A 7,895-nucleotide genomic window follows, 5' to 3' on the forward strand; every position below is an offset into this window, starting at 1 on the left:
CAGGTCGTCGGGGAGCGCGGCGGGCGGCAGCAGGGCGAGCGAGGCGCCCGGCTCGGCGTCGTCGCGGCGCATCGCGTGGGTGATCAGGCGCATCAGCGTCCCGCGTGCGGGGGACGGGGTGGCGGCGGGCAGGGGCGAGGCGTCGAGGAAGACGTTGACCATGCGGTTGAGGTAGTGGAAGGTGACGGCGACGCCCAGGCGCTCGGACCGTTCGGGGGCCGGGTACGGCGGCTCGGCGTCGGCGGGGGCGGGGTCCTCGGTGCCGCCCGGGCCGTTTCCGCGGGCCGCGGCGCGGTGCACCTCGACGCAGTAGGGGCAGGAGTTGGCCTCGGACACGGCGGCGGCCAGCGCCTCCTTGGCGGGGCGGCTCACGCGGTCCTGGACGACCAGGGTCTCGCGGAGCATCGTCCATGCCGCGGCGAGGGTGCGCGGTGCGGGCGAGTGGAGGGCGAGCGGTGGTGCGGGGGCGCCGAAGTCGCGGGTCGCCTGTGCGTACACGGCCGCGACCAGTCCTTCGGCGTCCGCCGGGCGGACGACCCGGACGTGGTGGACGCGGGCCGACGTCGCCGCCACCGCCCTGCGGACGAACCTGTTCACGGGCACCACCTCACGGGGTCGGACGGCGTGCCGGGGGTTCCCGGCACGCCCTGACGAGTGGGTCCTGTCACACAACTAACCGCGCGTGGCGGAGCGCGTCAGGGGCAGCACGGCCCGCCTCCCGCTGGTGGCGCCGTCGGGTGCGGGCGCCCCGTACGTCACGGGGACGCCCCGGCTCCGGGCGGCCTCCACGATGCCGGGGACGGCGCGCTCGGCGAGGGCGGCGATGGTCATCGCCGGGTTGACGGTCAGCGCGCCGGGGACCGCGGAGCCGTCGGTGACGAAGATCCCGGGGTGGCCGCGGAGTTCATGGCGGTCGTCGAGGGCGGAGGTGGCGGGGTCGTCGCCGATGCGGCAGGACGCCAGGGGGTGGACGGTGTAGGCGCCGATCACGTCGTTGGTCCACGGCATGACCTTCGCCAGGCCGTCCCGTTCGAGGATGTCCTTGACCTCGGCGTCGGACTCGGCCCAGCCGCGCAGGGTGTTCTCCGTCGGTACGTAGCGCAGCGCGCCGCGGCCGAGCATCTGCTGGGAGATGCGGCGGGCGTTGCCGGTGGGCGGGGGCGGGCCGAAGACACCCTCGTTGTCGTCCTCGCTCATCGTGAAGATCGTCAGCCAGGAGCGCCAGCTGCGCAGGAACTCCTTCTTCTCCCTGCCGAACCAGGACGGCCCGGTGGCCCCGGGCGCCTGGGCGAGGATGGTGCCGAGGCCGGGCGGGAAGTAGAGCTGTTCCAGCGAGTAGCGGGAGAACTCGGGGCGCGAGCCGTCGAGCCGGTCCCAGCTGGCGACCGTCGGGCCCCGGCCGATCTGGTGGGCAGCGTAGGCGGCGCCGTCACCGCGGGAGAGGCCGAGGACCTCGGCGACCCGGTCCTCGTCGAGGACGGCGGTGTTGAGGCGTTCCCCGTTGCCGGAGAAGTAGCGGCCGACCGCGTGCGGCATGGCGCCGAGCGACGGCCGGCTGCGTTGCAGGATGACGGGGGTGGCGCCGGCGCCGGCCGCGAGGACGACGACCTTGGCGTCGATGCGGCCCGCGTCGGGGGTCTGGACGCGGTAGTCCTCCTCGTCGACGAGGTTGTAGTGGACGCGGTAGCCGCCGTCGTCGGTCCGGGAGATGCGCTGCACCTCGTGGAGCGGGCGGATCACGGCGCCGTGGGCGAGGGCGGCGGGCAGGTAGTTGAACAGCAGGGACCGCTTCGCGTCGAACCGGCAGCCGGCCATCATCCAGTTGCAGTTGACGCAGCGGCTGTTGTCGACGGCCACCGGCAGCGGGTTGGCGGTGCGGCCCGCGTGGTCGCAGGCGGCCGCCCAGAGGCCGCCGGAGTAGGTGGTGTCCTTCCACTCCTGCGGGGTGACGGGCAGCGCCTCGGCGACCCGGTCGTACCAGGGCTCCAGCGCGTCGCGGTGCACGGAGGACGGCCACATCCGTCTGCCGGCGCCGCCCTGCCGGTCGAAGACGAAACGGGGGGCGCGGGGCATGGCGGCGAAGTAGACGACGCTGCCGCCGCCGACGCAGTTGCCGCCGAGGACGCTCATGCCGTCGCCGACGACGAAGTCGAAGATCCTGGTGGAGGAGGAGCCGAGCTTGAAGTCGTGCTCGAAGTCCTTGCCCTCCAGCCACGGTCCGCGCTCCAGCACGGTGACCCTGGCGCCCCCCGCCGCGAGGTGGTAGGCGGCGATCGCGCCGCCGAAACCGCTGCCGACGACGAGGACGTCCGTGCTCTCCGCTGCGGTCATGCCAGGCTCCCTGTCGGGTTCGTGTCGGGGTGGAGGCGGGCGAGCGGGCGTCCGTAGGTGAAGTCGCCGAAGCGCCAGAGGCCGTCCTCGTCGGGCGCGGTGACGCCCATCGCGGCGAGTCCCGGGTGCCCGGCGGCGAGGGCGTCGGCGGTGTGCAGATGGGCGGCCGAGTCGAACGCCATGGTGCTGAACAGCGCGAGCATCACCCAGAACTCCTTCTCCGGGTGGCCGGGGGCGAGCAGCCGCCGGACCAGGGCCGTGCGGTGCTCGAACGACAGGGAGACGAAGGGGGCGACGGTGTCGTCCAGCGCCACGTCGTGCTCCTCGGCGTAGGCGACGGCGTGGGCGTTGAGCATGCGCGCGAGGTCGTCGAGTCCTTCGGGCATGCCGGTGGCGTCCCACTCCAGGAGCTCGATGGCGCCGGCCGCCACGGCGCCGGGCCCCTCGGCCGCTCCGGCGACCGTTCTGTCACCGGGCCACCGCTTTTCCCCGGGAATGATGGTGTCGGCGTATGCCTCCAGTATCGGTGTCCGGTCCGTCCGCTCCTGTGTGCCACGGTCCATCGACCAATCCTCCAGTTCGCGTCATTGCCATTTTTAAACCACCGACAACGTAGGGAAGGTGAGTTCGTTCAAGCAACTGATAAGCGACGGAATCTTCAGCTCCGCTTATCAAGGTTTGGTTACCCCTTGGCCACAAGTCCGTCAACCGCTATGGTATTGGTCCGACTCCACACCATTGGCAAGCTGCGCACAGGGGACAAAGCGTTCCGGTCCCCCGGGGTTCCCGTCCCGGGGGACCGTCCTGCGTCCCCTTGGACCGACTTCACTTGCGGGGGTTACATGGTGGCCAGTTCGGAAATGCGGGAAAGCACCCCCGACGGCCCTCCGGCACAGCCCCCCGAAAACAACAGAAACGGCCACGAGGAATCAAGCGAACGGATCAGTAACACACACACCGTCTCCATAGCGGCACTCCTTCCCGCCGATTCCCCCCGGCTGGGCGGCGTCGACGGCGAACATGTCCGCCGTCTCGCGGAAACCGAATCCGCACTTCCCCCGATTCTCGTCCACCGCCGCACCATGCGGGTCATCGACGGGATGCACCGGGTCCATGCGGCCCTTCTCCGGGGCAGGGACAGGATCGAGGTGTCATTCTTCGAGGGGGACGAGGAGGATATCTTCCTCCACGCGGTCGGGGAAAACGTTTCCCACGGCCTTCCCCTCTCGCTGGCCGAGCGCAAGGCGGCGGCCCGGCGGATACTCGTCACCCACCCCCAGCTGTCCGACCGGGCCATCGCCGCGCGCACCGGGCTCGCCGCCAGGTCGGTGGCCGCCCTGCGGCACCGTTCAGGTGCGGATCTTCCGCAGCCGAGCGTCCGGATCGGCACCGACGGCAGGCGCTACCCGCTCAGCAGCAGCGCGGGGCGGCTGCGCGCCTCGGAGATCATCACGGCCCGGCCCGACACCCCGCTGCGGCAGGTCGCCAAGGCCGCGGGGATCTCCGTCGGCACCGCCCACGACGTGCGCGAACGGCTCCAGCGCGGCGAGGAGGCGGTGCCGGGGAACCGGCGCGCCCCCGGTCCGCGGCCGGTGCCGCGCCGGGCGTACGGGGAGCCCGCCGAGGAGGACGGCCGGCGGCCCGTGCTCCGCACCCCGGCCGAGCGCGAGGGCTCCGCCATCCTCCGCAGCCTCGCCAACGACCCGTCGCTGCGGCACACCGAATCGGGCCGTGAACTGCTGCGCTGCCTCCACGCCCAGATGCTCCTGGAGGAGAACTGGCGGAAGAGGATGGACACGGTCCCGGCGCATTGCACCGCCGCCGTGGCGGAGCTCGCCCGGAAATTCGCGGAATCCTGGCTCAAGGCCGCCAGAGAACTGGACGGTAGGAAGATCTGATACCGGGTTGCATATTTTTCCGGCATCAGCCCTCCACTTACGGCGCTTTCACTGGATATTCTTGGCCCGCCGCCGGAGAACCGTTGTCCGCGACGGCCGGAACGCCGCTGCGATATGGGAGAGCCCATGGAATCCACGACGGAGCAAGCTGTGGCACGAGTGATCAGCGCCATGCAGGAGAACCTCGGCGAGGAAATCACCATAGACCACATGGCACAGACGGCCATGTACAGCAAGTTTCATTTCACCCGGGTGTTCAGCGGGATCACCGGAATATCACCCGGGCGCTTCCTGTCGGCACTGCGGTTACAGGAGGCCAAACGTCTTCTGCTGGAAACCGACCTGAGCGTGGCGGACATCAGCAATCAGGTCGGATACAGCAGCGTCGGCACCTTCAGCTCACGCTTCAAGTCGTGTGTGGGCCTCTCCCCGTCGGCCTACCGCCAGTCGGGAGGGTTCACCGACGAGATCCGTACGGATTTCCGTCGGAGCGGAATGCGGGCCACTTCCCTCCGGGGGGAAATCCTCGCCCCGGCGGGAGGCTCCGCCGGATATGTCTTCGTCGGCCTCTTTCCCGATTGCATACCCCAGGGGCGGCCGGTGTGCTGCACGGTCCTGGACCGGCCCGGCCCCTATGTGCTGGAGAACGTCCCCGCCGGCACCTGGCACGTCCTGGTGCACTCCGTGCCGTACGGGATGGAGGAGGTCGACGGCATCGGCGACGACAGCGCGCCGTCCGTCGGCTCCCACGGGCCGATCGCCGTGGGAGCCGACACCCTGCTGCCGCCCGCCGACATCCGGCTGAGGTCCATCGGCGCCCTCGACCCCCCGGTGCTGCTCGCCCTGCTCGACCTGCGGCTGGCGGCGCTGGACGCCGTGGGCTGACGGACCGGGTGGGGCGGGCGCGGTCCTCGCCCCACCCGGGGTCCCGCCCGGCGCACCGTCAGGCGCGGTGCACCTCCATGGGCAGCCCGCCCCGCATGCGCAGCGACAGCATGGGTTCGGCCACCACCTTGTGCCCCGGCGCCGTACGCAGCGTCATCTCCCGCACGACCACGGCCGTCACGAAGACGGCCTCCATCATCCCGAGATGGTTGCCGACGCAGAAGCGGGGCCCGGCACCGAACGGGAGGTAGGAGTAGCGGGGCCGGTTCCCGTCGCGGTCCGGGGCGAAGCGGCCGGGGTCGAAGCGCTCCGGGTCGTCCCAGAACCCCGGGTGGCGGTGCAGGGTGTACGGGCAGATCAGGACATCGGTCCCGGCCGGGACGCGGTACCCGCCGATGACGTCCGCGCCCTGCGCCCGGCGGGTGAGGATCCACACCGGCGGATAGAGCCGCATCGCCTCCTGCACCACCTGGGTGGTGTACGTCAGGCGCCGCAGGTCGTCGAAGACGGGCGCCCGGTCGCCGAGCACGGCGCGGGCCTCCTCGCGGACCCGGGTCAGCGCTCCGGGGTGGCGGTCGAGCAGCAGGAAGGTCCAGCCGAGGGTGCTCGCCGTCGTCTCGTGGCCGGCCAGCAGCAGGGTGACGAGTTCGTCCCGCAGCCGCCGCCGGCCCGCCGCGGCGCCGTCCCCGGCGGTCGCCTCGATCAGCCGGGAGAGGGCGTCGTCCGTGTCGCCGCCGGGAGGGCGGCCGGCGCGCGCGGCCACCAGCCGGTCGACGACCCGCTGGAGGTCCTGGCGGGCCCGGCGGAAGCGGAGCTGGCGCGGCAGCGGTGCCCAGGCCGGTACCGCCCCCTGCGTGATCATCTCGAACATCGCCTGGTCCTGGACCGCCTCGAAGGAGTGCGCCACCGAGTCGTACGCGGCGAGGTCGGTGTCCAGCAGGGTCCGCCCCAGCACTCCGAGCGTCAGCCCCGTCAGCTCCTCCACGAGATCGACGGGCGCGCCGCCCTCGTGCCGCCGCAGGACGGCGACGAGCCTCATCGCCTCGTCGGCCACCGCGCCGGCCTGCCCCGCGATGCGCTTGTGCCGGAAGACGGGCTGGAGCACCCGGCGCTGCTCGCGCCACACCTCCCCCTCGCTCGTCAGCAGCCCGTCGCCGAGGGCCCGTTTCGCCTCCGTGAGGCCGATGCCCTTGTGGTAGTTGCCGCTGTTGTCGGCCAGAACGTGTTTGGCGTGATCGGGGTGGTTGAAGATGTGGAGCGTCCGGGGGCCCAGGACGACACGGACGGCGTCGCCGAGCTCCGCCGCCTCGGTCATCAGCCCCAGCCGGTCCGTGACGAGCTTCTTCACCAGCCGGGGCAGCGCCCTGCGCGGCGGGCCGGGCGGGGTGCGGGGGCCGGTCATGCCCGGACCTCCTTCGGCCGCGCCGCGCAGCCGCGGAACTCCCCGCGGAAGAACAGCAGCGCCTCCTGCGCGAGGTCGCGTTCCAGGGCGAGGACCCGGCCGAGGAAGATGGTGTGGTCCCCGCCCTCGTAGCGCCGCCAGGTCTCGCACTCGAAGCGCGCGAGGGCGGAGGCGATCAGCGGGACGCGGGTGGCCGGGCCCGGCCGCCAGTCGACGGCGTCGAACTGGCCGGCGCCCATCGGCCGGGAGTGGTCCGCGAAGTGCCGGGCCACCGCGCCCTGTCCCGCGGCCAGTACCGACACCCCGAAGTGGCGTGCGCCGTCGAGGACCTGGTGCATGACGGCGTCGTGCTGGACGCAGACGAGGACGAGGGGCGGGTCCAGGGAGACGGCGGTGAAGGAGTTCGCGGTCATGCCGCGCGGGGCGGGACCGCCGACGGTGACGACGGTGATGCCGGTGGCGAACGTGCCGAAGGCGGCCCGCAGTTCCTTGGTGTCGGTGACATGGTCCGCGGCGGTCTCGCCGGCGGCCTTCCCGGCCGGCGCGGGCACGGCGTTCACACGGGCCTCCCGGCCGGCGGGCGGGACGGTGTGTAGGGCCGCAGGGCCCGTACCAGCGCCTCGGGGACGGGTGTGGGGACCGTCGCGTTGTTGGGTCCGCGCATGCACGCCACCCGCTGCCGGCCCCGGGCGACCAGTTCCTCGCCGCCGGGCCCCGTCCTGAGGTAGTCGAAGGTGAACTCCAGCTGGGTCTGGGCGAGTTCCGCCAGGCGCATCCGGATGGACAGCTCGTCGAACGCCGTGATCTCGGCGAAGAACTCGCAGTCGACCTTGAGGGTGAACAGCTTCAGGTCGTCCCGTACCTCGGCGAGCACGTCGGGGGCCTTGTGCTTGAGGAACATCTCCCGGCAGCGGCCCTGCCAGCTGAGGTAGTTGACGTAGTAGACGTTGCCGACGAGGTTGGTCTCCTCGAAACCCACCGTGTGCCGCAGTTCGAAGAAATCCGCCATGGTTTCAGGACCTCACTCCCGTAAGGATCGCGAAGACGACCGGTTCCGGCGTGGTGCGGAGCGTGGTGAGCAGCGTCGCGACGCGCAGTGGGCCGGAGGCGAGGACCGCCCAGCCGTCGCGGTGGCCGGGCTCCAGACAGAGCGGTGCGGCCGCGGTGACCCCGGCCTTGTGCAGGCACTCGGCGGCGGACCACACCCGGGTCGCGGCGGCGTCCGGGTCCTCCGCCAGTTCCCGGGCCAGGAGCCGGGCCAGCGGCGCGTGCGCACCGAGCAGCCGCTCCCACTCGGCCTCCGGCCGGGCGCCCACCACCTCGGCGTCGCACCCCGCGACGGCGGTGTCCGCTCCGGGCACCGCGCACAGCGTCAGCCC

The 7,895-nt window shown here is 72.2% G+C and carries 9 protein-coding genes; 2 read left to right on the forward strand and 7 right to left on the reverse strand.

The annotated features are described in order from the left end of the window. The 3 genes from AC51EU_RS24025 to AC51EU_RS24035 all read right to left on the reverse strand — a co-directional run. Window positions 1–597: carboxymuconolactone decarboxylase family protein (locus AC51EU_RS24025; RefSeq protein WP_496269131.1), on the reverse strand; the 597-nt coding region annotated here is incomplete at its 3' end. 75 nt (window positions 598–672) lie between these two features. Further along, window positions 673–2,331, reverse strand: coding sequence for an FAD-dependent oxidoreductase (locus AC51EU_RS24030; RefSeq protein WP_496269132.1), 1,659 nt, complete (start codon window positions 2,329–2,331; stop codon window positions 673–675). Continuing rightward, a complete protein-coding gene (locus tag AC51EU_RS24035) occupies window positions 2,328–2,894 on the reverse strand; it encodes a DUF5987 family protein (protein WP_496269133.1) in 567 nt (188 codons plus the stop codon). The genes AC51EU_RS24030 and AC51EU_RS24035 overlap by 4 nt, the downstream gene beginning before the upstream one ends. Window positions 2,895–3,479: 585 nt before the next feature. Here AC51EU_RS24035 and AC51EU_RS24040 point away from each other — a divergent pair. Together AC51EU_RS24040 and AC51EU_RS24045 are read left to right on the forward strand one after the other, a co-directional pair. After that, window positions 3,480–4,229, forward strand: coding sequence for a ParB/RepB/Spo0J family partition protein (locus AC51EU_RS24040; RefSeq protein ID WP_496269134.1), 750 nt, complete (start codon window positions 3,480–3,482; stop codon window positions 4,227–4,229). Between the two features lie 126 nt (window positions 4,230–4,355). Next, a complete protein-coding gene (locus AC51EU_RS24045) occupies window positions 4,356–5,114 on the forward strand; it encodes a helix-turn-helix domain-containing protein (RefSeq protein WP_496269135.1) in 759 nt (252 codons plus the stop codon). Window positions 5,115–5,172: 58 nt separating this feature from the next. Here the strand turns inward: AC51EU_RS24045 and AC51EU_RS24050 are convergent, their stop codons facing one another. The 4 genes from AC51EU_RS24050 to AC51EU_RS24065 form a co-directional block, all read right to left on the reverse strand. Next, window positions 5,173–6,516: a cytochrome P450 gene (locus tag AC51EU_RS24050; protein ID WP_496269136.1), complete on the reverse strand. Its 1,344-nt coding sequence runs from the start codon at window positions 6,514–6,516 to the stop codon at window positions 5,173–5,175. After that, complete coding sequence (locus AC51EU_RS24055) at window positions 6,513–7,076, reverse strand: flavin reductase family protein (protein WP_496269137.1); 564 nt, start codon at window positions 7,074–7,076, stop codon at window positions 6,513–6,515. The genes AC51EU_RS24050 and AC51EU_RS24055 overlap by 4 nt, the downstream gene beginning before the upstream one ends. After that, window positions 7,073–7,525, reverse strand: a complete 453-nt coding sequence (locus AC51EU_RS24060) for an acyl-CoA thioesterase (protein ID WP_496269138.1) — start codon at window positions 7,523–7,525, stop codon at window positions 7,073–7,075. Before AC51EU_RS24060 ends, AC51EU_RS24055 begins: the two co-directional genes overlap by 4 nt. Window positions 7,526–7,529: 4 nt before the next feature. Beyond that, window positions 7,530–7,895, reverse strand: a 366-nt coding sequence (locus tag AC51EU_RS24065; protein ID WP_496269139.1) for a hypothetical protein, incomplete at its 5' end; no start/stop codon positions are given.

The sequence above is a fragment of the Candidatus Streptomyces philanthi genome (genome assembly GCF_059553635.1).